The sequence below is a fragment of the uncultured Aquimarina sp. genome, from assembly GCF_947492965.1.
Classification (GTDB): Bacteria; Bacteroidota; Bacteroidia; order Flavobacteriales; family Flavobacteriaceae; genus Aquimarina.
Map to the genome: position 1 here is coordinate 243159 of NZ_CANLOZ010000004.1, position 24903 is coordinate 268061.

Annotated in this window: 20 protein-coding genes; 15 read left to right on the forward strand and 5 right to left on the reverse strand. The window is 33.0% G+C overall.

What is annotated here, in order from left to right; translation table 11 throughout:
• Positions 1-8 precede the first annotated feature (8 nt).
• Positions 9-944, reverse strand: a complete 936-nt coding sequence (locus Q1B37_RS12275) for a hypothetical protein (protein WP_299898987.1) — start codon at positions 942-944, stop codon at positions 9-11.
• 578 nt (positions 945-1522) lie between these two features.
• Between Q1B37_RS12275 and Q1B37_RS12280 the strand changes: the two genes are divergently transcribed.
• From Q1B37_RS12280 to Q1B37_RS12290, 3 genes are read left to right on the forward strand one after another with little or no spacing between them, the layout of a single operon-like run.
• Complete coding sequence (locus Q1B37_RS12280) at positions 1523-2362, forward strand: alpha/beta hydrolase (RefSeq protein WP_299898989.1); 840 nt, start codon at positions 1523-1525, stop codon at positions 2360-2362.
• Complete coding sequence (locus tag Q1B37_RS12285; RefSeq protein WP_299898991.1) at positions 2355-2849, forward strand: RNA polymerase sigma factor; 495 nt, start codon at positions 2355-2357, stop codon at positions 2847-2849. The genes Q1B37_RS12280 and Q1B37_RS12285 overlap by 8 nt, the downstream gene beginning before the upstream one ends.
• Positions 2839-3453, forward strand: coding sequence for a hypothetical protein (locus Q1B37_RS12290; protein WP_299898993.1), 615 nt, complete (start codon positions 2839-2841; stop codon positions 3451-3453). Before Q1B37_RS12285 ends, Q1B37_RS12290 begins: the two co-directional genes overlap by 11 nt.
• Before the next feature lie 6 nt (positions 3454-3459).
• On the opposite strand, the gene Q1B37_RS12295 is transcribed toward Q1B37_RS12290, so the two are convergent.
• Positions 3460-4542, reverse strand: a complete 1083-nt coding sequence (locus Q1B37_RS12295) for an acyloxyacyl hydrolase (protein WP_299898996.1) — start codon at positions 4540-4542, stop codon at positions 3460-3462.
• A gap of 112 nt (positions 4543-4654) precedes the next feature.
• Here Q1B37_RS12295 and Q1B37_RS12300 point away from each other — a divergent pair, with 112 nt between their 5' ends.
• The 3 genes from Q1B37_RS12300 to Q1B37_RS12310 all read left to right on the forward strand — a co-directional run bounded on the left by Q1B37_RS12300 (position 4655) and on the right by Q1B37_RS12310 (position 7785).
• Positions 4655-5407 (forward strand): DUF5995 family protein, encoded by a 753-nt coding sequence (locus tag Q1B37_RS12300; RefSeq protein WP_299606847.1) that lies wholly within the window; start codon positions 4655-4657, stop codon positions 5405-5407.
• Positions 5408-5775: 368 nt separating this feature from the next.
• Entirely contained in the window at positions 5776-6678 is a 903-nt protein-coding gene (locus tag Q1B37_RS12305) for a family 16 glycosylhydrolase (RefSeq protein WP_299898998.1), read from the forward strand.
• Positions 6679-7272: 594 nt separating this feature from the next.
• On the forward strand, positions 7273-7785 hold the full coding sequence (locus Q1B37_RS12310) for a DinB family protein (protein ID WP_299899000.1): 513 nt from the start codon (positions 7273-7275) through the stop codon (positions 7783-7785).
• Between the two features lie 5 nt (positions 7786-7790).
• On the opposite strand, the gene Q1B37_RS12315 is transcribed toward Q1B37_RS12310, so the two are convergent.
• Entirely contained in the window at positions 7791-8567 is a 777-nt protein-coding gene (locus Q1B37_RS12315) for a phosphatase PAP2 family protein (RefSeq protein ID WP_299899002.1), read from the reverse strand.
• 306 nt (positions 8568-8873) lie between these two features.
• Here Q1B37_RS12315 and guaB point away from each other — a divergent pair, with 306 nt between their 5' ends.
• A complete protein-coding gene (gene guaB, locus Q1B37_RS12320) occupies positions 8874-10346 on the forward strand; it encodes an IMP dehydrogenase (protein ID WP_299899004.1) in 1473 nt (490 codons plus the stop codon).
• 74 nt (positions 10347-10420) lie between these two features.
• Here the strand turns inward: guaB and Q1B37_RS12325 are convergent, their stop codons facing one another.
• Positions 10421-10927, reverse strand: coding sequence for an OmpH family outer membrane protein (locus tag Q1B37_RS12325; protein ID WP_299899005.1), 507 nt, complete (start codon positions 10925-10927; stop codon positions 10421-10423).
• Between the two features lie 90 nt (positions 10928-11017).
• Positions 11018-11257, reverse strand: a complete 240-nt coding sequence (locus Q1B37_RS12330) for a hypothetical protein (RefSeq protein WP_299899007.1) — start codon at positions 11255-11257, stop codon at positions 11018-11020.
• Positions 11258-11585: 328 nt separating this feature from the next.
• Between Q1B37_RS12330 and Q1B37_RS12335 the strand changes: the two genes are divergently transcribed.
• The 8 genes from Q1B37_RS12335 to Q1B37_RS12370 all read left to right on the forward strand — a co-directional run bounded on the left by Q1B37_RS12335 (position 11586) and on the right by Q1B37_RS12370 (position 24828).
• On the forward strand, positions 11586-13544 hold the full coding sequence (locus Q1B37_RS12335; protein ID WP_299899009.1) for a peptidylprolyl isomerase: 1959 nt from the start codon (positions 11586-11588) through the stop codon (positions 13542-13544).
• Positions 13501-14394, forward strand: a complete 894-nt coding sequence (locus Q1B37_RS12340; protein WP_299606861.1) for a peptidyl-prolyl cis-trans isomerase — start codon at positions 13501-13503, stop codon at positions 14392-14394. Before Q1B37_RS12335 ends, Q1B37_RS12340 begins: the two co-directional genes overlap by 44 nt.
• Positions 14395-14422: 28 nt before the next feature.
• Positions 14423-15811: a peptidylprolyl isomerase gene (locus tag Q1B37_RS12345; RefSeq protein WP_366944321.1), complete on the forward strand. Its 1389-nt coding sequence runs from the start codon at positions 14423-14425 to the stop codon at positions 15809-15811.
• 1 nt (position 15812) lies between these two features.
• A complete protein-coding gene (locus tag Q1B37_RS12350) occupies positions 15813-16766 on the forward strand; it encodes a MoxR family ATPase (protein WP_299899011.1) in 954 nt (317 codons plus the stop codon).
• Positions 16767-17676: 910 nt separating this feature from the next.
• On the forward strand, positions 17677-18147 hold the full coding sequence (locus tag Q1B37_RS12355; protein ID WP_299899013.1) for a hypothetical protein: 471 nt from the start codon (positions 17677-17679) through the stop codon (positions 18145-18147).
• 629 nt (positions 18148-18776) lie between these two features.
• Positions 18777-21554, forward strand: coding sequence for a bifunctional aconitate hydratase 2/2-methylisocitrate dehydratase (locus Q1B37_RS12360; RefSeq protein WP_299899015.1), 2778 nt, complete (start codon positions 18777-18779; stop codon positions 21552-21554).
• 231 nt (positions 21555-21785) lie between these two features.
• Positions 21786-24053 carry an aconitate hydratase gene (locus Q1B37_RS12365; RefSeq protein WP_299899017.1) on the forward strand — a complete coding sequence of 756 codons (2268 nt, stop codon included), beginning with the start codon at positions 21786-21788 and terminating at the stop codon, positions 24051-24053.
• A gap of 94 nt (positions 24054-24147) precedes the next feature.
• Positions 24148-24828, forward strand: a complete 681-nt coding sequence (locus tag Q1B37_RS12370) for an NUDIX domain-containing protein (protein ID WP_299606872.1) — start codon at positions 24148-24150, stop codon at positions 24826-24828.
• Positions 24829-24903: the final 75 nt, after the last annotated feature.

The window sequence follows — 24903 nt, forward strand, 5'->3', positions numbered from 1 at the left end:
ATGAAAAATTATTGGCAATCTTTCATAGATTCATAATAACTTCTATATTCTTCATAGGTAATTTTTTTTCTTCCTTTTTCTAGAGTAATTGTATTTTGATTCGAAAAGTCAGAGTAGGGTAGTACTTTTTTCGGAAATCCGTCAATTACTATTTCAAAATAGCTGTTGTCCGAAATTTTACTAGTATTTATTTCTATAGTAAACTTTCCATCGTAATCAGTAAATGCGTAGGCGCAAGAAGAGTCTGATATTTGTAGTTTTACCACGGCAATGGGTACAATAGATCCATCAGGTTTCTGAATCGTTCCTTCAATTTTTTGAAGTCCTCCAGAAACAGTAGGAGTGTCAGGAGCTTGCGACAAAACTTGTGGTTGTTCTTCTGTTCTCGTGTTAGCCGCAAGATCTTCAATTGTCCAATTATCTAATTTTTTACCTTTCTTATATTCTCCTTTTACAATAACACCAGAAGCATCCTGTCTCCAATAATCTCCATGTTTTTTGCCGTTTTTATAATTGATCTTCTCTTTAGATCCTCCTTTTGAGACATTCCATAAACCTTCTTTTAAGCCTTTTTCGTAATATCCTTCTTCTGTAAAAGTGAAACCATTATCAGAATTATAATAATATCCATTTCTTACATTATCCTCATAATTTTCTATAGTAGACAGATCTAAAGTTCCTTTTTTTCTAAATATTAAAAAATGAACCCATTCTCCATGTTTCTTTCCTTTTTGATATTCGATTTTATGGATACCTATTAGTTTTTTGTCTTTAAATTCTCTTACGTAATATTTACCGTGAAGTTCGTTTTCCTCTTCAGGGTTTAATAAGTCATCATATTCTTTTTTTGTTAACTCGATATATCCACCTTCTACAGGTGTTTGAGCATTCATACCAGAATGAAATATTCCTGATAGTATGAGTAAGATTAGAATTTTTTTCATGATTAGTGCGTTCAATTATGTGATTTTCCCTTGATCACTAAAGTTAATTTTTTTTGTTGTTATTTCAAATAACCCTTTACATAAAGAAGGACTCATTTTACTTAAAATCAAAAACAATACCAATTTGTTACCTTTTATGCATAAAAAAGCCTATCATACTAGATAGGCTTTTTAAATAATTATGCAATTTTTCCAATTTGTTTGCTTTCCCTTATTTCTATATGAGATAAGAAATGTTATCTTCTTATGGCATAGCCACAAGAGGAAGGCAATTCTTTAATAAAATTCATCATAATTTTAAAACTAAATCTAAAGTGCGTGTGTAAAAATCTCATAGTCCTTTCTTTTATTATTAAACGCTCGATCATCTAGATACCCTACCTTTTCTTAAATTAAATATGGATATAAATAGCATTACAGAGATGCGGATTATATAGAAGCTATGACTATTAGATTTAATAGGAGATACCTGTTTAAGAGGATTTCAAGGTTTTTTTTATTAGTACTGATATTTTTTTCGGACTAGGTGTAACAATTAGAAGAGAATTGCATCAAAGAGAAAATTAAAAAAGAAAATCATGAGAAATTTTAAAATCACTTTAGTTCTATGTATGTTAGTTCATATCACATTTAGTCAGGTTCCAGCAATAACGGTTCAAGTATCTGGTTCAGGAGCACCTGTATTGTATTTACCAGGTTTTACAAATCCTGGATCTGTTTGGAAGGAAACAGTATCTAATCTAAAAGGCACTCATGAACATCATTTGATATCTTACGCAGGGTTTGATGGAAACGCTCCTATAGAGATGCCTTGGTACCTTACTATTAAGAAAGAGTTAGTTGATTACATAGAGAAAAAACAGTTAAAAAATGTAATTATTATAGGTCATAGTATGGGAGGTAATTTGGCAATTGATATCGCCGCGGCTATTCCAAATGATATAAAAAGTTTAATCCTGGTGGATTCTATTCCTTGTATGAGAGAATTGATGATGCCAGGCGTTTCAGTGGATCAAATCCAATATGATAGTCCGTATAATAACCAAATGCTAAACATGAATGAAGATCAGTTTAAGCAAACTGCTACGATGATGGCCCAGAATATGACCAATAAAAAAGATAAAGTTGATGTTTTATTAAATTGGATACTGAAAGCCGACCGAAAAACATACGTATATGGATATACTGATCTTTTAAAACTGGATTTACGAACGGTGCTAGATAAGGTAACTGCTGAAACATTGATTATTGGGGCAGCTTTCCCAACAATTGAAGTAGCAGAGTCGAACTACAACAAGCAATACGCTACTTTGTCTAATAAAAAAATAGAAATGATAGCAGATAGTAAACACTTTATTATGTTTGATCAGCCAGAAGTATTCTATCAAAAGGTAAATGCATTTTTAGGTAATGAGTAAAAAGCAGCAACTTTTCGAAGATATATACAAAGATTCTTATCCTATGATCTTGCAAATGTGTTTAGGGTACATGAAAGGGGATATGGATTTGGCTAAGGATCTTTCGCAAGAAGTATGTATCAATATTTGGAACTCTTTAGATGATTTTAGAGGAAAGTCTTCCTATAGAACCTGGATATATCGAATTACAGTAAATACCTGTTTACAGCATATACGAAAAGAAAAGAAGTCTAAGAAAGTGGCAATTGATCAAATGTTACAAGCAATTCCTGCAGAGCCTCATGAAATTGAAACAACCAAAAGCAAGAGTTTATATATAGCTATTGGAAAATTAATAGAAATAGATCGTTTACTAATTATGATGGTACTGGATGGTCAGGATTATGATAGTATATCAGAAATAATGGGAATCCAACCAACAAATGTTCGAGTAAAGATCCATAGAATTAAAAAAAGATTGAAAAAAATATTAGAACATGGAGAATGAATTTGAAGCCTTGCAGAATCAATGGCAAAAAGATAAAAATAGTATCGAAAATGATGCTAAGGAAAATAGTATAGAAGAAGTATTATCAATAATTCGAAAAAAGAAGACTTGGAGTACAAAATTTCATTACGGGAATATTGTGGTACTTTCCATTGTATTGTTAGGGATTACAGCATTTTTCTATTTTGTAGCTCCTGTAGAAAAGGTGCTTAGTAGAATAGGGGTAAGTTTGATGATAGGAGGACTATTGATAAGAATAATTATTGAATTTATCAGTGTATCCAAATCCAAAAAAATAAACATGTTAGATCATGCATTACATGCTACAGAGGATACTATAGCGTTTTATAAGTTTAGGAGACAAATTCATGGACCTGTAACGATAGTTATCGTAGCGTTGTATACGATTGGTTTTTATATGATTAGTCCAGAGTTTAGTTTGTACTTCGAAAAATGGCAAATGATTTTGATCGACGGTTCATATATAGTTGGAGCTGTTATTTTGATAATTACAATCCGAAAAAACATTAAAAAAGAGATAAGGATATTATCAGAGATCGTTGGTTTAAAAAAGAAAATGCTAGATGGAGCTGCTACATCATAAATATTGTTAATTAAGAATGTAAATTAAGCGACCATCCATGTGATCAGCAACTTTTCCATAGGCGATTAAAGATGCTCCCAAGGTCCAACGTTTGGATTTTCCAATACTGTACCAAAAGGAGTATCGCTGATATAGCCAGTTGCCTTGTATGTTTTTTGGACGTGTCAAGTAAAAACCAAAAGATTGTAAAAAGTAAAAGCTACCAATAGAAAATTGATGTCCTGCAGTAATGGCAGAAGAAAAAGCAGAATCAGCAATTCCTCTTTGTTTAGCGATTTCTCGATCAGAAAGGTCATACCAAAGCTCCACTCCAGCATTAAGCCCGTTAATGCCTGATAAAGGTTTTAGAATTCCGCCAGTTAATCCGATTAAAAGATGATTAGAAGCCTCAGCTTCTCTATCGGAAGATCTAAGACTTACAAACGAACCTATATAGTAATCTAAGGAGGTTTCATAAGATCGCAATGATTCGGGTTTTCTTTTTAAAGGAGTGTCATTAATAATTCTATCAATTCCAATAGAAAAGGTTGGGAAATTCATTCCTTTATTAGGTTGTTTTTGCCCTCCATTAGAAATATGATTATAATTAGCTGATAGGTTGATCGCGTACTTATTATTAAGATGATAATTAAGGTTAAGTGATAAAGCAAGAAAAAAACTCAAGTTTGTACTAAATAGTACATTTTCAGGATTCGTTTCTTCATCAAAAATGGTATCAAGATAGGTAGCTCCAACCGCCCCTCTTAACGAAAAACGTAAAGGTCCTTTATAGGTGAAATAGGGTTCTACAAAGTAAATAAGGTTGTAAGAACTGCCAAGAATATCCGGATTGTTATAATTAAAATAAGCAAAAGAAAAACCAGATCTGCCATAACAAAAGCAAGTTTTCCATGCTTTGTCACTAGTCTTTAACCAACTATATTCTAATTGAATTCCATATGGGTTGGTTTGTGAAATTGGTTTTAATTCAGGAGAGTGTGCAATGATAAAACCATAATGCGATTTTAAACCATAAAAAGTAGGATTAGTCTGTGCATTCATAAAACCATAAATACATAAAATAACTATGGTTGTTATTATCTTTTTCATGGTGAGTCAACTAGCTATTAAATTTACTGAAAATTACACGGTATTAAAATCGAATTCTTAAATTTATTGAAATGTTCATATACCTATAGAACAATATTAATCTAGGAAAATCTTGAAACCAATACATACTATCGAAGATGTTATCATCAATTTAGATGATATTATAGCAATATCAAAGACAAAAAATGACCCTTTAGGGTATTTTGCAGCATTGTATAGAAGAGTTACTATTAGAGTGAAAGAAGGAATTGAAACTGGTTTTTTTGATGATGGAGCGAGAATGGAATTATTAGATGTAGTCTTTGCCAAAAGATATATTGATGCTTATTTCTCTTATCTGAGGTTAGAGGAGGTAACCGATTCCTGGGAAATAGCTTTTGAAGTATCCCAAGATTATTGGCCTATTGTAATACAACACTTGCTAGTCGGTATTAATGCGCATATAAATTTGGATTTGGGTATCGCTGCTGCCGAAATTTCTAAGGGGAAAAATATTAATGATCTTAAAGGGGATTTTGATAAAATAAACGAGATCCTATCGTCATTAGTTATAGAAGTTGAAAAAGACCTATCAGAAATATGGCCAACGTTTAGAAAAATACTTAAGCTCTTTGGCAATATAGATAATTTTCTAATTGATTTTAGTATGGAGTTGGCTAGAGACGGTGCATGGGAATTTGCTAAGGAATTAGCAATGACTTCTGAAGAAACTTTCGATCAGAGAATTATTTACAGAGACCAAAAAATAAAAGAGAAAGCATTTATTATTACCAATCCAGGTTGGACTGTTCGAGTGATTTTGGGTATCATGAGAATTGCAGAAAGCGGATCAGTTGCAGATAAAATTCAAAAGTTGATAGCCTGATATAACGAAAATTTTCGTTAGAATCTGTGTGATTTATCTTTCAAAATTATATGACAGAATACTAATTGTTATTTTATACAAGTATAAATATTCAAATTATAAAATTATTTCCCTCAAATCATCTTAAAAGCTTCTTAAGTTTTAATTTTTCATTACCATTTTAGTCAAATAATCAACGAAAACGTTTGCGTTTTAAATTTTACTGTGATCCCTTGTGGAATCTAATATGAAGCGAATGTAATACTTTTTTATATTAACAAAAAATAAACAATTTATTTGATGATTTAATATTGTTTAATTTGTTTTGTTAAGGTATTCGTAATTATGTTTCTAATTTAGTTGCATTCTTTTTAACTAAATATCATATTATGAGAACACAAATCAACTTTCTAAACTTTTTGCTCTTACTATTATTTGCGTTTGGTTGTGAGACTGAAGATGAGTTAATAGAAGAAGCTGTAAATATCACAGATGCTACAGAGAATGCAATTGAAGGAAAAGCTGGACCTTGGGTAAGACAGTTTACAGATAACTTCAATAGTAATGGAAATTTAAATAAGTGGCAAAGAACACATAATCGAACGGATTATAATTCTAGTATCTGTCATTATAGGAATTGGAATTCCGAAATTGCAAGCCTAGATGGTAGAAGTTGTCTTCGTCTACAAGCCTATCGAGTAAATAGTAATCGTTATGAGTCTGGACACGTAAAGTCTTATTTCGATTTTCATCCAGGAAATAATCAAGAATATCGATTACGAGCTAGTATTAAGCTCATTGCTAGAGAAGGTAATAATTATAAAGGGTTTGCCGATACTTATGGTGTATGGCCCGCATTTTGGACAGTGAATGAAACCAATTGGCCTACACGCGGAGAAATAGATATTATGGAAGGGTATTCCTTTGGTAATCGTGCAGATTTTGGTAGTAATTTGTTTTATGGTAGCAATGTTGGTCAGAACCAACTTGGAACCAATGCTACAAGAGAATATAGTGTAAGCGAAGGGTGGCATACTTACGAACAACGGTGGATTAATAAAAATGGAAACATTACTGTGAAAATCTATGTAGACGGAAGTCTTAAAGCAAACTATACCAATAGTGTGGATAATGATCTTAGATTACAGAATTTTAGAGATCACAATATTATCCTTAATCTAAATATCGGATCAGATGCAAGATTTGGAATTTTTAATAATTCTCAAATTAATGTTTTCTGGAATACCTACATGTTCGTGGATTATGTAAGATTGGATAGAAGAACAATTTAGCAGTTGTAAAGACTATATATTTTGATGCTTACATGAGCTGTCTCAGATGTATTTTGAGACAGCTTTTATGTATTGGTCCTTGAGATAGTAGGTTCTGATGTAAGAAAAGCCTAAAAAAGATATACTATTAAATTTTGGATACTTCCACTAATGTTAGATTTGTACACAATTACATTTTTTTTCTTACTCTCTATTCTAACTGGCCCCATATCCAAAAGAGAGTTTTATATATACCATTTTTAGGCTTTTCGCTATATTTTGATTTTGGCTAATTCAAAAAAATAGAACTCTTACCATATGTATCAAAAGTAGTAACTAATAAAATCTGTAAAAAGAGGAAAAAAGCTAATTTTAAAGGGGTATCTTACCCTTTTTTAAAATTCAATTTGTTTCAGGACTATCTATAGAACCCAATATACAAGAGCTTTTTTATGAGTGGATTGTAAATGGAAAGAGAATACAGGTTTTAAAATATTTCCTATACATTAGGCAGGTAATTTTTTACAAAAAAAGCATGTAGCAGAATAGATTCATTGATGAAGTAATTGGTTAATTTTACAAAGCATACAAACAAATAAATATTTACTAATCATTATGTCTAAGTATCAATTAATCATTGACGAGTTATATAGAAATCAACAGGTTTTTGAAGCATTTCTTAAAAAGGTTTCTAGGGAAGCATATTTGTGGAAAGATAGACCAAATCGCTGGTGTTTATTAGAAATTGTATGCCATTTATATGATGAAGAACGAGAGGATTTCAGAGCAAGAACCCAACATATATTAGAAACTCCAGAAAATGAATTTGTTCCGATTGATCCAGAAGGATGGGTGCAACAAAGAGATTATATTAATAAAGAATATGATGCTGTATTAAGTGATTTTTTACGGGAACGAAGTATTTCCATTAATTGGCTAAGTACTTTACAAAATCCAAAGTGGGATAATATAACAATTCATCCTGAGTTCGGTGAGATGACAGCTTATCAATTTTTAGCAAATTGGCTAGCACATGATTATTTACATCTTAGGCAGATTACAAATCTAAAGCTAGACTACCTTAAGGTAAATACAGAAGAAAATTTTGCCTATGCGGAAGGGATTTAATCTTTTTAAAAAGATTTTGAAAAATAAACCCCAACACCATCACCTGTAAATTGTGGTACCAGAGCCATATCATCTGTTTTCTTAAAAGGATTCCAAGAAAATAAATGTTCATAATGATATACTAATCTAGTGGTTAAAATTCCTATACCCGCACCGACTAATACATCAGATAAATAGTGTTTATTATTCATCATTCGTAAACTACCGGTAGTAACAGCAAAAAGGTAACCACTATAAGCTAATAATGGACTAGAATCTATGAATTCCTCATATAAAACCGCAGCAGATACAAAAGCCATAGAGGTATGTCCTGATGGAAATGAGTTTAATTGCGAAGGATCTCCAGGTCTTGCCTTGTCAACTTCTTTTTTTAGAATGGTGGTAGCAGCACTCGTAACTAAGGTAGAAATTAATAAATTTTTTGTTTGATCAAACCAATGATTTCTAGCTTCTACACCAAAAATATCTGCAGCATACATCTGAACTATGGGAGCATACCTGGTATAATCGTCTATATTCAAATAAAAGTCATCTCCGGTATATCCTCTGATGTCCCTTTGTAATGATTCTTCAAAATCACTTGTCGTTAATAAAAGTCCTGAAGCAATTAAGGTAAAAGGGATGATCCTTTTGGTAAATAAATTTCTTTTTGGTTTATTCTGTTCTACTTGATCGTTAGTAATAGTAAGATCAGCAAGGTCTGCTATAGGTAATTCCGTAAACTGCGCTTTTGCCGTATGTATACATAGGCATATCAATAGTAGGTATATACTAATTTTCATAGGCTTTTTTTTGGGGTTAGGTAGCTTTGGGGAAAGCTTTTCTAAATATACTATTTAAATATTAAAATAATGTTAAATAACGACTCTTATACAAACGTTTTTTTTCAAAATTATTGTTTTTACGAAGTGTTAAAATATTTAAATCCAGTGTTTAAGCTGGTTTTGCAGATTTTTAGAGATATTTAGGTAAATCATTTAGATTGATAAAAAACAACCATGATGCTCAAAGAAATATTTTACATTACCAGTTTTATAGGATTCCTTTAAAAAAGGCTTATATTTGCACGCAATTAAATCTTAATTGCTATGACAGCACACGAATCCAAAATCGTTGGCGAAGGACTTACATATGACGATGTACTTTTAGTCCCTGCCTTTTCGGAAATACTGCCCCGAGAAGTAAATATTCAAACAAAGTTTACTAGAAATATTACGATCAATATTCCAATAGTTTCTGCTGCTATGGATACAGTAACTGAAAGCCGAATGGCCATTGCCATGGCTCAAGAAGGTGGAATTGGAGTGCTTCATAAGAATATGACTATTCAGGAGCAAGCCATGAAAGTTCGTAAGGTGAAAAGAGCAGAAAGTGGAATGATTATAGATCCCGTTACTTTGCCTTTGGATGCTAAAGTTATCGACGCTAAAAATAACATGCGCGAGCATAGTATTGGCGGTATTCCTATTGTCGATGCTGATAATAAGTTATTAGGAATCGTGACCAACAGGGATTTACGTTTTGAAAAAAATGATGAAAGGCCTATTTCTGAGGTAATGACCAGTAAAAACTTGGTTACGGTAGGAGAAGGAACTTCTCTTCAGGAAGCTGAGGTTATCTTGCAGGACAATAAGATAGAAAAATTACCTGTAGTTAATGATGATAATACCTTAGTAGGATTAATCACTTTTAGAGATATTACTAAATTAACATTAAAGCCTATTGCAAATAAAGATGGTTTTGGACGTCTTAGAGTTGCGGCAGCAATTGGAGTAACAGGTGATGCTGTAGAACGAGCGGAAGCATTAGTAAAAGCAGGTGTAGATGCTGTAGTAATAGATACTGCTCATGGCCATACCAAAGGCGTGGTGTCTGTTTTGAAAGATGTAAAAAAGAATTTTCCTGATTTAGATGTAATTGTTGGTAATATAGCTACTGGCGAGGCAGCAAAATATTTAGTAGAAGCTGGTGCTGATGCAGTAAAGGTAGGGATTGGACCAGGGTCAATTTGTACTACTCGAGTGGTTGCAGGTGTTGGATTTCCACAATTTTCTGCTGTGTTAGAAGTGGCTGCAGCAATAAAAGGATCTGGAGTTCCTGTTATAGCAGATGGAGGAATAAGATATACAGGTGATATTCCAAAAGCAATTGCAGCAGGAGCCGATACCGTAATGTTAGGTTCTTTGTTAGCAGGTACTAAAGAATCTCCTGGAGAAACTATTATCTACGAAGGAAGAAAATTCAAATCGTACCGAGGAATGGGATCTGTAGAAGCGATGAAAAAAGGATCAAAAGATCGTTATTTCCAAGATGTTGAAGATGATATCAAAAAATTAGTTCCAGAAGGAATTGTAGGAAGAGTTGCATATAAAGGGGAACTTTTCGAAAGTATTCACCAGTTTGTAGGAGGACTACGCGCTGGTATGGGATATTGCGGATCTAAGGATATTGAAACGCTGCAGAATACAGGACGTTTTGTGAAAATTACCGCAAGCGGAATTCATGAGAGTCATCCACATGATGTAACGATTACTAAAGAAGCTCCAAATTATAGTAGATAAACTTCTTAGAAAAATAATGATAAAAAAAAAGGCTTCGATCAAAATCGAAGCCTTTTTTATAGATTTTCAATACACTATTGAATCGGAATACCTAATTTAGTCATTACTGTTTTCGTAAGATCAAACTTTGGATCTACATATGCTAATCCACTACTAGTGATTGTTAATACTTGAGTGTATCCTTCTGCTTTAGCAACTTCTTCCAAAGCCTTACCTATTTTTGTGTACAAAGGTTGTAACAATTTGTTTTGTTCTAATTGAACAAGTTGTGCTCCATTTTGACGAAATTTAGCAATATCATTTTCTAAAGTGATAATTTCTTCTTGCTTTGTCTTCTTCATAGGTTCGGTCATAGAAGCGACACCTTCCTGGTATGCCTTTACTTTTGCTTGATACTCATCGGCTTTTACCTTAAGGTCTGCTTCTAATTTAGCATTATATGCCTTTAAATCTTCCTGTACTTTAGTAAGCTCAGGCATTTTAGAAAGAATAAAATCACTATCAATAGTACCTACTTTTGATTGAGCGAATGCCTGAATACTTATAAATAATAAAAGGACTGGAAATAATATGTTTTTCATTGTGATATTTTTAATTCTTGTTTTTTAAAGTTTTGCAAATATATAAGGTCTAAGGCAATATACGTGCCAAGACAAATATTTTTTAAAAATCTACTCCTGATAAAGCTGTCCACGATGAGGTTTTAGTGCATCTCTGACTTGTTTCATTTCAGAATCAGTAACAACCATGAAAGCGATACTATGAAATTCGTTAATCTCCTGAAAACCTGTGACATTAAGAGAGAGTTTTTCTATTGAAATATATTCTTTTAAATGGATGACATGGTGCTCCGCGGTCTTTTGAGCACTAGGACCTCTAAAATCCCATATAAGTTTTAATTTTCTTTCCAAAAGATAAAAGTTATTGTTTGCTAGTAGATAATTCCGTTACATTTTGTTGCGAAGATACTACATGAATATGAAAATAATTACACTAGATTAGATGAAGTTTCTAGATGGATAAACCATAAGTTTTAGATAAAGAATGAATCAGTTTGGATGTGTATTTTTTGATCGTTATTTTAGTATAATAGTTGAAAGCTACCATGGATATCAGGAATTATTAATTTTTTGAATGGTTTTCATACGATATAAGCATCATATACGTTACTACAAATAGCTTGTAAAACACGTTAATATTGTTATTTTTGTCCGATTGGGGACTTTATTTTTAAGAACTATGCACAAAAAATCTATCATACTTTTTTTAGGAGTAATTTTCAGTACGTTACTATATGGCCAAGAGAAAGATCAAGTACTTCTAACAATTAATAACTCACCAGTCTACAGATCAGAGTTTAAAAGAGTATATCTAAAGAATATCGATTTAGTAAAAGATGAATCCCAAAAAGATGTTGATGAATACTTGGAGTTATTTATCAATTATAAGCTAAAGCTAGAGGAAGCAAGATCCCAAGGTCTTGATAAAAAAGAATCTTATGTCAAAGAATTAGCAGGGTATAAAAAACAGCTCTCAGCAAGTTATTTAACAGATACCAAAGTATCCGATGCGCTGGTAAAAGAAGCTTATGATCGTTTACAACAAAGAGTAAATGCTAGTCATATTCTGGTACAGGTTAGACCAGACGCACTTCCAAAAGATACGTTAACAGCTTATGAAAAAATAACTGAAGCTAGAAATAAGATTATAAAAGGTGAAGATTTTAAGAAAGTAGCAGTTGCCTATAGTCAAGATCCTTCGGTTAAGAAAAATGGAGGCGATTTAGGATGGTTTTCTGCATTCCGAATGGTTTATCCTTTTGAAGATGCTGCGTTTACAACAGAAGTAGGAAAGGTATCTGAGCCTTTTAGAACTCGTTTTGGTTACCATATCGTTAAAGTAAATAATAAGGAAAAATCATTAGGAGAAGTAACGGTTGCTCATATTATGGTCGCATTTAATAAAGATAAAACCGAAGAACAAGCGGCAAAAAGAATTAAAGAAATACAAGCGCAACTAAAAGAAAAAGCGTCTTTTGAATCTTTGGCAAAACAATATAGTGATGATCGTAATACTGCAATAAATGGAGGTAAGATTAATAGATTTGGGCAAGGAGCGCTAAATTCAGAGAGTTTCGAAAAGGTTGCTTTTGGTTTAAAAGAAAAAGGAGAATTATCAGAACCTGTAAAAACAAAATATGGTTGGCATATTGTTAAGTTAATAGAAAAACATCCACCTAAGACATTCGAAGAGCTAAAAGGAGAACTTGCACAAAGAGTTAAAAAAGATAGCCGATCTAAACTAATTACAGAATCATTTATCAATTCGCTTAAAGAAAAATATGGTTTAGAGAAAAACGAGAAAGCATTAAGCTATTTTAAAAAAATAGTTCCATCCACTATTTTTAATGAAAAATGGAATTTCTCAGAAGATGATGCTAACCTAAAAAAGAACTTGTTTAAAATAGGAGATCAAAATTTTACCTATCTGGATTTTGCGAAGTTTATACAAAATAAAGGTACCCGTAAGTCGAATACGAAAGAAGTAGCTGTTTTAATAGACAGAATATACGAAGATTATGAATCTGCTATGTTACTTCAATACTATGAAGAGAATTTAGAGCAAGATAATCAGGATTTTGCTAATGTGATTTCTGAATATAGAGATGGGTTATTGTTATTTGACTTAATGGAAACTAAAATATGGAATGCTGCTAAAACCGATTCTATTGGCTTACAGAAGTACTATGATTCGAGAAAGAACAACTATATCCAGAATGAGAGTTATAAAATAATGAAAGCTTCTTCCGCTAATAAAGAACTCATTACTAAAGTAGAAAAACTCTTGAAGAAAGGAAAAGATGTAAATGCTATCAAAAAAGAAGTAAATACTTCAGAAACCAATAAGGTCTTGTTTACCGAACAAATAGTAGAAAAAGATGTAGATGATTTAGCAGGTAAATTTTCTGGAAAGTCTGGAGAAATAATAAGTACAACAGAGGATAATTACATTACCCTAATTAAAGTTATGGAAGTTATACCATCCAGAATTAAGACTTTCGAAGAAACAAAAGGAAAAGTAATTAATGATTTTCAGGAAGATTTAGAAAAGCAGTGGTTAAATGAATTAAGAGGAAAATATTCAGTAGAGCTAAATGAGAAAACTCTTAAGAAAATTAAAAAAGAACTGTCAATCTAAAATGCGATATCCTTCGATCATCATAATACTTCTAGCCTTTGTGTGTTGTGGTAAAATAGACCACTCCACAAACAGAGAAGTGGTGGCCCGAGTTAATGAAACCTACCTTTATAAAGATGATATAAAAGATCTTGTTCCCAAGGATACTTCAAAAGAAGATAGTACCAATATTATAAATAATTATATCAATATTTGGGCTACAAGACAGTTATTCATAGATCAGTCCAAAAGAAATTTAACAGAGAGTGAATTACAAGAATTCGATAATCTTGTAGAGGACTATAAGAGTACATTATATATTAACGCTTACAAAGATGCTGTCATCAATAAATCTATTAATATGGAGGTTACAGATGATGATATGGCGTCTTATTATTCAGAAAATATAGAAAATTTTGTGCTCAATGAAGAGTTAGTAAAATTACGTTACTTACATTTGCCACCTGATTATAATAATATTGTTGCAACGCAAACACGTTTTAATCGTTTTAATGATGAAGATCGAGATGAATTGCTAGATAAAAAGTTAGAGTTTGTTACATCTTCATTTAATGATTCTATTTGGGTTCAGTTTGATCAGGTATTGAATAAAATACCGGTTCTTAAAAATCAGGATAGGAATAAGATTTTAAAAAACGGTAAATATGTGCAATTGCGCGACTCGTTGGGAGTATATATGATCAAAATGAAAGAAGTGCTTACCAAAAAAGAAACAGCACCTTTAGAATATATAAAACCAACAATACGACAGATTATACTCAATAAAAGAAAGAGGGAGTTGATAAAAAAATTAGAAAAGGACATTACGAAAGATGCTATTAAAAACAAACAATTTGAAATCTATAATTAAAAACGTTATTTGTCTATCAGTACTACTGATGTCAAGTACAAGCATAAAGATTTATTCGCAGGAGATTATTGAAGACGAGAAAAAAGAAGAAATAGCTCAAGAAGATACATCTGATAAGTCTTTTCAGAAAATTAAAATCGATGGTGTGGCTGCCGTTATTGGTGAGTATGTAATATTAGAAAGTGATATCACCATTGCATATCAGCAACTACTAAGTGAAGGAGTATCTGCTGCAGATGTAAGTCGCTGTGAATTAGCCGGAAGTTTATTCGAGAATAAATTGTATGCGCATCATGCAGTGCAAGACAGTGTTATTGTAACTGATGCAGAGGTGAATTCCATGGTAGATCAGCAGTTAAATTATATGACAAGAGAATTAGGTACTCTCGATAAAGTATTGAAGTTCTATAAAAAAGAAAGCGAAGCCGATTTTAGAAAAGAACTTTTTGAAATTAATAAAGGAAATAGATTGGCAGAGCAAATGCGATCTAAGATCGTGGAAGGTATTGAGATTACTCCAGAAGAAGTAAGAGAGTTTTTTGATGAAATTCCAGAAGAAGAAAGACCTTTATTCGGTACAGAATTAGAGCTTGCGCAGATCGTAATAGAACCACAAATTCCTGATGAAGAAGAACAGAAGGTAATCGACAGATTAAAACAATTTAGAACTGATATTGTGGAAAACGGAAGTAGTTTTGCTACAAAAGCGGTATTATATTCACAAGATCCTGGGTCAAAATCTAAAGGAGGGAAATATACTTTAAATAGACAGACTCCTTTCGCAAAAGAATTTAAGGATGTTGCATTTAGTTTACAAGTAGGCGAAGTGAGTGAACCTTTTAAAACTGATTTTGGTTGGCATATTATCCAGTTAGATAAGATTAGAGGTGAAGAGATTGATGTTAGACATATTTTATTAATACCAGATGTAACCAGAGAAAGTGTAGAAGTAGCTCAGAAATTAGTAGACTCTGTTAGAACAGCAGTAGTATCTGGATCAATTGGCTTTAAAGAAGCTGCAAGAAAATTTAGTGGTGAAAAAGAAACGAAAGAAGATGGAGGACAATTATTAAATCCAACAACAGGAGATACTCGTTTTGAACTTACCAAAATTGATCCTATATTGTACGATCAAGTATCAAAACTAAAAACTAATGAGGTTTCATTGGTGATTCCTGATCAAGATCGTCAAGGTCGTAAAAAGTTTAAATTAATAACGGTTTTAAATCGTTATGATGAACATATAGCAGATTATGCTAAGGATTATCTTAAGATTCAAGAATTAGCACTAAGAAAAAAGCAAATTGAAGCCATACGAGAATGGCAGGATGAAAAAATTAATGATACCTACATAAAAATTAATGGCGATTACAGAGACTGTGAGTTTAGCGGTAACTGGTTAAAAAAAGAAAAATAATATGTCTGACGTTGCAGCAGTAGAAAAACTGGTAAGCAAACATACCGAACTCAAAAAAGAAATTGCAAAAGTTATTATTGGTCAAGAAGAAGTAATCGATCAGATTCTTATTTCGATATTTTCTGGAGGTCACGCCCTTTTAATAGGAGTGCCAGGACTGGCAAAAACTTTGATGGTTAATACTATCTCAAAAGCTCTAGGATTAGATTTTAAGAGAATTCAGTTTACCCCAGATCTTATGCCAAGTGATATCTTGGGAAGTGAAATTTTGGATGAGTCTAGGCATTTTAAATTTATTAAAGGACCAGTATTCTCTAATATTATACTTGCTGATGAGATCAATAGAACACCACCAAAAACGCAAGCCGCTCTTCTAGAGGCAATGCAGGAAAGAGCGGTAACCGTGGCAGGACATCATTATAAATTAGATTTACCATATTTTGTGTTAGCAACACAGAATCCAATAGAGCAAGAAGGGACTTATCCGCTTCCAGAAGCGCAATTGGATAGATTTATGTTCGCGATAGAATTAAAATATCCAAGTTTTCAGGAAGAAGTAGAGGTTGTTAAAAGTACAACGAGTGACGCCAAGGTAACTATTAACCCTTTATTTACTTCGCAAGAGATTATAGATTTCCAACAGTTAATCAGACGTATACCTGTAGCTGATAATGTAGTAGAGTATGCGGTAAAAATGGTTTCAAAAACAAGACCAAAAGAAGATACCGCAACTGATTTAGTAAAAAGCTATATTGATTGGGGCGCAGGACCGAGAGCTTCTCAGAATCTTATATTAGCAGCAAAAGCAAATGCAGCAGTTAGAGGGAAATTTTCTCCAGATATGGAAGATGTGCAAGCGGTAGCTATGGGGATATTGCGACATCGTATGATTAAGAACTACAAGGCAGAAGCCGAGGGAGTAAGTATTGAAGATATTATAAGAAGTTTATTTTAGATCGTTAACTACAAATTGTTCGGCCAATAAATAAAATAACTCCGTTATCATTATTATTATCGATTCGTGTCTATGCTCAACAATATTGCAATGAGACGAATTGCAAATTGTATGGAGATGTTCTCTCTAAAAGTAGAGCATATAAAAATATTTGAGAAGGTAAGTCCACAATGTTAATTACAGGACCCACTACTGAAAATAAAGAGGGTAGTGTACATCTCTAAAACCTTTCAGAACTTTTCCAATAGAATTGATAGTGTTTTAGTGGATAGTTTCTTAATAGATGAATTGAAACAAAATTTCAGAATTCTTTCAAGTACAACTGAAAAAAAATATCATTTTTAGGTTTAAATAAATTAGTGGTTGTTTTCTGCCAAAATATATTATTCAAGATAGTATAGTAAATTATGATAGGGTGGTGAAGGATTTTTTAACTAGGAAATACGGTAATTCCCGTAGAAAAAACGAATTTGATTTCAAGTTTTAGTTATTCACTTCAATCTAATTTTATAAAGATATCATTAGAAGATATTAAAAAGCCCGTTAAGCAGGTAACGGGCTTTTGCTATTATGAACAATTGAATTTTACGGGAATGGATACTTGGGGAAAAACCATTTCCTAATTTTTTCAATTTGAAGGTGCGAAAATAAAAGGTATAGGGGAATATTCCCTTTTTTTAACTTTTTTTTAATTCAATTTAAGTCTTTGTATAGAAACATGCTCGTGTTTTGCTAAAAAGTAAAGAGAAAATAAAGATATATCTTCTATTTAGAAAGCATAGACTTTTACTATACATAAAGAATTTACTTACAAATCGAAATTTCTAAAATATTTTTTAAACCTTTTCTTATATAAATAGTCTAAGTAGTGAACGTTCGAAATAATTTAGTTTAATAAAAAAATAGATAGATGAAGAATATTGTAACCTGCATGATTTTGTTTTTGGGAATTTTTGTAGCCAAAGCACAATCAGAAGAAGTAACAGATAGAAGAGAAGGTCATAGACAACATAGAGAATTGAGAAAAGAATTCCATGAAAGTTTATCAGAGGATCAGAAGATGCAATTAGAACAGCAGAAAGAAATGCATATAGGACATAGAAAAGCTATGAGAGCAACCTATAACGAAGAGCAAATAGCAATTGTAGAGAATGAAGATCTTTCTAGAAAAGGAAAGCATAAAGCTTTGACCCCTACTTTAACGGACAAGCAAAAAGCATTAAAAGAGTCTCAGAAGAAAGAAATGAAAGAAGCTAAAAGTAAGTTTGAAGCGACATTAAATAAAGAGCAGTTAGAGACCTACAAGAAAATGAAAAAGAAGAGAGGAAAAAGAGGAAGAAAAGGTCGCCATGGAAAGGAACATAAAAATAATGATCAATAGTCGATAAAGTGCAAGAGTAAAAAAGTGAAGTTGGTATAACTTCACTTTTTTTGTGTTTTTAAGACAAAATTGATGGTTTTAGGGGCGATTATTTGTCAACTAACTATAACGTTTTCGTAATTCTATAAAATGACGCGTAAAATATTAGATATTTTTTTAGTTGATTACTATTTTAACCCCAGTATAATTAATGATTTACATAAATAGATGCTATATTTTTTTTAATAATGTAAAAAAATATCATTGGAGCTTTTCATTTCATAAAAATCCTTTAAAATTTGTATTTTCGTCGGACTTGTCATTACATAAATTTTAGCGATTTAAGATTTAGTTTCGCGAGTACGAAAAGTATAATGAAAAATCTACAGCAAAGGGTTTTCTTTATATACTAGTAGCATTCGTTTTTAATGAATCGATATAAATTTTTGTGTTTAGCTTTTATAGTTAAAAACAGATGATAAAGTAAACATAAAATGTAAGGATCGTATCTATTTCTCTGCGGAGTATACAGTTTTTAAAGATGCTATCAAAGAATCAAAATTGTGATACTTTTTAGCAGTAACAAGAGAATTTTATTTATATCCTTAGCATTTTAGATTAAACCAGGAAAGAATTCTATTTTAAATTGTATGAACACTTATAATGATTACATCAAAGAGATTGAAGAAAGAAAATCTCAAGGTTTACATCCAAAACCAATTGATGGAGCTGAGTTATTAAGCGAGATTATTTCGCAAATCAAGGATAAAGATAATTCTCATCGAGAAGATTCTCTAAAGTTTTTTATTTATAACACATTACCAGGTACTACAAGTGCCGCTGGTGTAAAAGCAAAATTTCTTAAAGAAATTATTCTGGGCGAAACGGTGGTTGAAGAAATTTCACCTGCTTTTGCCTTTGAGCAATTATCTCATATGAAAGGAGGTCCTTCTGTAGAAGTTCTTTTAGATTTAGCATTAGGATCTGATGCATCAATTGCAGATGAAGCGGCTAAAGTTCTAAAAACTCAAGTATTCTTGTACGAAGCTGATACAGAGCGTTTAGAGGAGGCCATGAAATTAGGAAGCGCAATTGCTAAAGACATTATAGAAAGTTATGCAAAAGCAGAATTCTTTACAAAATTACCTGAAGTAGAGGAGAAAATAGAAGTTGTAACATATATAGCTGGAGTTGGAGATATTTCTACGGATTTACTATCTCCTGGTGCAGATGCGCATTCTAGATCGGATCGTGAATTACACGGACAATCTATGTTCGAGCACAATAAAGATATGCAAAATGAACTATTAGCATTACAAAAGCAACATCCAGATAAGCGTGTCATGTTAATTGCCGAAAAAGGAACGATGGGAGTTGGATCTTCTCGTATGTCAGGTGTAAATAACGTGGCATTATGGACAGGTATTCCTTCAAGTCCATATGTACCATTTATTAATATCGCTCCGGTAATTGCAGGAACCAATGGTATTGCTCCAATTTTCTTAACTACTGTTGGTGTAACAGGAGGTATTGGTATCGATCTTAAAAACTGGGTAAAGCAAAAAGATGAAAATGGAAACACCATTGTAGATGAAGAGGGTGATCCAATCTTAAAAGAAGTATATTCTGTTAAAACAGGTACAGTTTTAACCATCAATACAAAAGAAAAGAAATTATATAACGGAGGTACAGAATTAAAAGATATTTCTACTGCGTTAACTCCTCAGAAAATGGAGTTTATCAAAGCAGGAGGTTCTTATGCTGTTGTTTTTGGTAAAAAATTACAAACTTTTGCATGTAAAGCTTTGGGTATTGAGGTGCCTCAAGTATATGCGCCTTCTAAAGAGATTTCTATAGAAGGACAAGGGTTAACCGCTGTAGAAAAGATTTTCAATAGAAATGCTGTAGGAAATACTCCAAGAGTTACGTTACATGCTGGATCTAATACTCGTGTAGAAGTAAATATTGTTGGATCTCAGGATACTACTGGTTTAATGACTTCTCAAGAGTTAGAAATGATGGCTGCTACTGTCATTTCACCTATTGTAGATGCTGGATATCAATCAGGATGTCATACAGCTTCTGTATGGGATGATAAGTCAAAGGCTAATATTCCAAGATTAATGAAGTTTATGAATGACTTTGGTCTCATTACAGGGCGTGATCCAAAAGGAGTATATCATGCAATGACCGATGTGATACATAAGGTATTAAATGATATCGCTGTAGATGATTGGGATGTAATCATTGGTGGTGATTCTCATACAAGAATGGCAAAAGGAGTTGCTTTTGGAGCGGATTCGGGAACAGTGGCCTTAGCATTAGCAACAGGAGAGGCTACCATGCCGATTCCTGAGTCGGTGAAAGTGACATTTAAAGGAGATATGGTTCCTTATATGGATTTCCGTGATGTAGTACACGCTACGCAACAACAAATGTTGGATCAATTTGAAGGTGAAAATGTTTTCCAGGGAAGAATTATCGAGGTACATATTGGTACACTTACATCTGATCAAGCCTTCACATTTACAGATTGGACAGCTGAAATGAAAGCGAAAGCATCTATCTGTATTTCTGAAGATGAAACGTTAATCGAATCATTAGTAATCTCTAGAGATCGTATTCAAATTATGATTGACAAGGGAATGGATAATGAGAAGCAAGTATTACAAGGTTTAGTGGACAAGGCGAACAATCGTATTGCAGAAATTGAATCAGGAAATAGACCAGCCTTAAGACCAGATGCTGATGCTAAATATTATGCAGAAGTAGTTATTGACTTAGATAAGATCGTTGAACCAATGATTGCAGATCCAGATGTTAATAATGAAGATGTTTCTAAGCGTTATACACATGATAATATCCAGCCGCTATCGTTTTATGGTGGAACAAAGAAGGTTGATTTAGGCTTTGTAGGATCTTGTATGATTCACAAAGGTGATATGAAGATTTTAGCACAAATGCTAAAAAATATAGAAGCACAACAAGGTGAAGTTAAATTTAACGCTCCATTAGTAGTTGCACCTCCAACCTACAATATCGTAGATGAGTTAAAAGCAGAAGGAGATTGGGATGTGTTAGCTAAATATTCTGGCTTTGTATTTGATGATGCTGCGCCGAAAGCTGCAGCACGTACCAAATATGAAAATGTATTGTATTTAGAGCGTCCAGGATGTAACTTGTGTATGGGTAATCAGGAGAAAGCAGAACCAGGAGATACGGTAATGGCAACATCAACACGTTTGTTCCAAGGTCGTGTTGTTAGAGATTCAAAAGAGAAAAAAGGAGAGTCTTTATTATCATCAACACCAGTAGTAGTGTTATCTTCAATTTTAGGAAGAACTCCAACATTAGAAGAATATCAAGCAGCTGTTAAAGGGATTGTATTAACGAAGTTCAAACCTTCTCAAAAACAATTAGTGGTTTAATAGCTATTCGTGAATATAACAAAAGCCTTATTATGAAAATAGTAAGGCTTTTTTTATGACAAATGATTTGCTGTTATGGTATCATTAAGTTAATTTTTTAACTAGAATTCTTCAGTAGATTAAATACTCTTTTTATAATCATTCTATTTTCATAATACCATTTCGTAGTCCTGCTATATTTCGTATCTTTCAATACCTAATTTAAAATTAACGGAAATATATATTAGTCTTATGGCATTCGATATTAATATGATTAAAAAGGTGTATGCTCAAGTTGCTGAAAGAGTAGACGCTGCCCGTGAGGTAACGGGTAAACCATTAACATTAGCAGAGAAAATTTTGTATTCGCATCTTTGGGATGGTAAAGCTAAAAGTGCTTTTACCAGAGGTAAAGATTATGTGGATTTTGCACCGGACCGTATAGCATGTCAGGACGCAACTGCACAGATGGCATTATTACAGTTCATGCAAGCTGGAAAGAAAAAGGTGGCTGTGCCAACTACGGTACATTGTGATCATTTGATTCAGGCAAAAGTAGGAGCTACAGTAGATTTACAAACCGCTTTAAATAATAGTAACGAGGTTTTTAACTTTTTAGAGTCTGTATCTAATAAATATGGTATCGGTTTTTGGAAACCAGGAGCAGGAATTATTCATCAGGTAGTATTAGAAAATTATGCGTTTCCTGGGGGAATGATGATTGGTACAGATTCGCATACGGTAAATGCAGGAGGATTAGGAATGGTAGCCATAGGTGTTGGAGGGGCAGATGCTGTAGATGTAATGGCAGGAATGCCTTGGGAACTTAAATTTCCAAAGCTAATCGGAGTACGCTTAACAGGTAAATTATCAGGATGGACAGCTCCCAAAGATGTAATTCTAAAAGTAGCAGAAATTCTTACTGTAAAAGGAGGAACAGGAGCTATTGTAGAATATTTCGGACCTGGTGCAACGGCAATGTCTTGTACAGGTAAAGGAACTATCTGTAATATGGGTGCAGAGATAGGTGCTACCACTTCTACCTTTGGATACGATGAGTCTATGGAACGCTACTTAAGAGCTACCGATAGAGCAGATGTTGCTGATGCTGCCAATGAAGTGAAAGAATACCTTACTGCAGATCCAGAAGTATATGCTAACCCAGAACAATATTTTGATCAGGTGATAGATATCAATCTTTCTGAATTAGGCCCATTGCTTAATGGACCTTTTACACCAGACTTATCTACCGAAGTAGGTTCTTCAATGACAGAGAAAGCAACAGCCAATGATTGGCCGCTAAAAGTAGAATGGGGATTGATTGGTTCTTGTACAAACTCTTCTTACGAAGATTTATCAAGAGCATCTTCCATTGCACAGCAAGCATTAGATAAAGGATTAAAAACAAAAGCAGAATTTGGAATTAATCCAGGTTCTGAACAAGTTCGTTTTACTGCCGAAAGAGATGGGATTCTTAGTGTTTTTGAAAAATTGGATGCTAAGATTTTTACGAATGCTTGTGGACCTTGTATTGGGCAATGGGGGAGATATGAAGATCCAAAGAACGCTCCTAAAAATAGTATTGTCCATTCTTTCAATAGAAATTTTGCAAAGCGTGCTGATGGAAATCCGAATACACACGCTTTTGTAGCTTCTCCAGAGCTGACGGCAGCTATTGCAATTGCAGGTCGCTTAGACTTTAATCCTCTCACCGATAAGCTAATCAATGAAAATGGAGAAGAAGTTATGTTAGATGAACCTACAGGATGGGAATTACCACCAAAAGGGTTCGAAGTAGAAGAAAATGGATATCTAGAACCAGTTGCTGATGGTAGTGGAGTAGAAGTGGTTGTGGATCCAAATTCAGAACGTTTAGAATTGCTAACTCCTTTTGAACCTATTGGCGATCAAATCAAAGGAGCTAAACTATTGATCAAGGCCTTTGGGAAGTGTACTACTGATCATATTTCAATGGCTGGACCTTGGTTACGCTATAGAGGACATTTAGATAACATATCTAATAACTGTTTGATTGGAGCTGTAAACGCTTATAATAAAAAGACAAACTTTGTAAAAAACCAATTAACAGGAGAGTATGATGGAGTGCCTACGGTACAAAGAGCCTATAAAGCAGCAGGTGTTCCAACGATTGTGGTTGGAGATCATAACTATGGAGAAGGTTCTTCACGTGAGCATGCAGCAATGGAGCCAAGACATTTAGGTGTAGTAGCTGTTATTGTAAAATCATTTGCTCGTATTCACGAAACCAACCTAAAAAAGCAAGGAATGTTAGGACTTACTTTTGTAAATGAAAGTGATTATGATAAAATCCAAGAAGATGATACCATTAACTTCTTAGATTTACATGAGTTTGCACCAGAAAAGACATTAAGTCTAGAGTTTGTACATACAGATGGGTCCAAAGATATAATCGAAGTAAACCATACGTATAATAATGCTCAAATCGAATGGTTTAAAGAAGGATCAGCGTTGAATTTGATTAAGAAGCAGAACGCTTAAACATATAATCAAATAGGATTAAATAATACTCCTGAAGATGATTCTTCGGGAGTTTTTATTTTATAAAGGGTAGTAATTTTATAAATTTGCGTATATGATACGCCAAAATATTAAAGTAGCGGTAGATGCAGTAGTCTTTGGATATAAAGACAAAACATTACATGTGTTATTAATAAAAAGAAATATAGAACCTTTTAAAGATTCGTGGGCGTTGCCGGGTGGTTTGGTTCTTGAAAATGAAAGCTTAGAAGAAGCAGTAGAACGAGAATTAAAAGAAGAAACCAATGCTACCGTAGACTATTTGGAGCAATTATATTCTTTTGGAAAACCAGGTAGAGACCCTAGAAATAGAGTGGTCAGCGTAACTTACTTTGGGTTAGTGAAACCAGAACATCATACGATCAAGGCGGATACAGATGCTAGTGATGTTGCTTGGTTTGATATCAATGAACTACCTGAATTGGCTTTTGATCATGCTACTATCCTTAATATGGCTAAAAAGCGATTACAAAATAAACTTACCTATGAACCCATAGGTTTTGATTTGCTGGCGGATAAATTTTTGTTTTCGGATCTTGAAAAACTCTACATGACCATCTTGGATAAACAAATCGATCGTAGAAACTTTCGCAAAAAGATTTTAAGTTTTGGAATCTTAGAAGAATTAGCCGAAAAAGTATCAGAAGGAAGAGGAAGACCTGCAAACCTCTTTAAATTCAATCAAAAACAATACTTCAAACTAAAAGAAGAAGGCTTTCTTTTTGATATAAAATAATCCAACAGTTTTTAATTATTATATATGTTCCTTCCCTTTGAAGGGAAGGTGTTTTTTCTAAAGTAAATTTACTTT